Genomic DNA, 226 nt, shown 5'->3' with positions numbered 1-226 from the left:
CTCACCCGGCTACGCCGGCGGGCAGGCGAACGCGATCAGCCGATGACGGCGTTCATGATGGTGCCCGCACTGGTGGCGACCACACCACCGATCATCGCGCCGGCCACCATCTTCGGCGACTGCAACGAACCGCCGCTCCACTTCTCCCAGGCGAACCGGCCGCCCGCGTAGACGATGCTGATGATGCCCGACAGCATGGCGAGCCAGGTGGCGTACCGGACGAACT

Annotated in this window: 1 pseudogene; it reads right to left on the bottom strand. The window is 67.7% G+C overall.

The features are described 5' to 3' along the window. Window positions 1-35: 35 nt before the first annotated feature. Window positions 36-226, bottom strand: a pseudogene (locus GV790_RS30440) (hypothetical protein); the annotation flags it as partial.

This window comes from Nocardia cyriacigeorgica (assembly GCF_010858045.1).
In the GTDB taxonomy this organism is placed as follows: Bacteria; Actinomycetota; Actinomycetes; order Mycobacteriales; family Mycobacteriaceae; genus Nocardia; species Nocardia cyriacigeorgica_E.
This window is presented reverse-complemented; position numbering and strand designations above follow the sequence as displayed.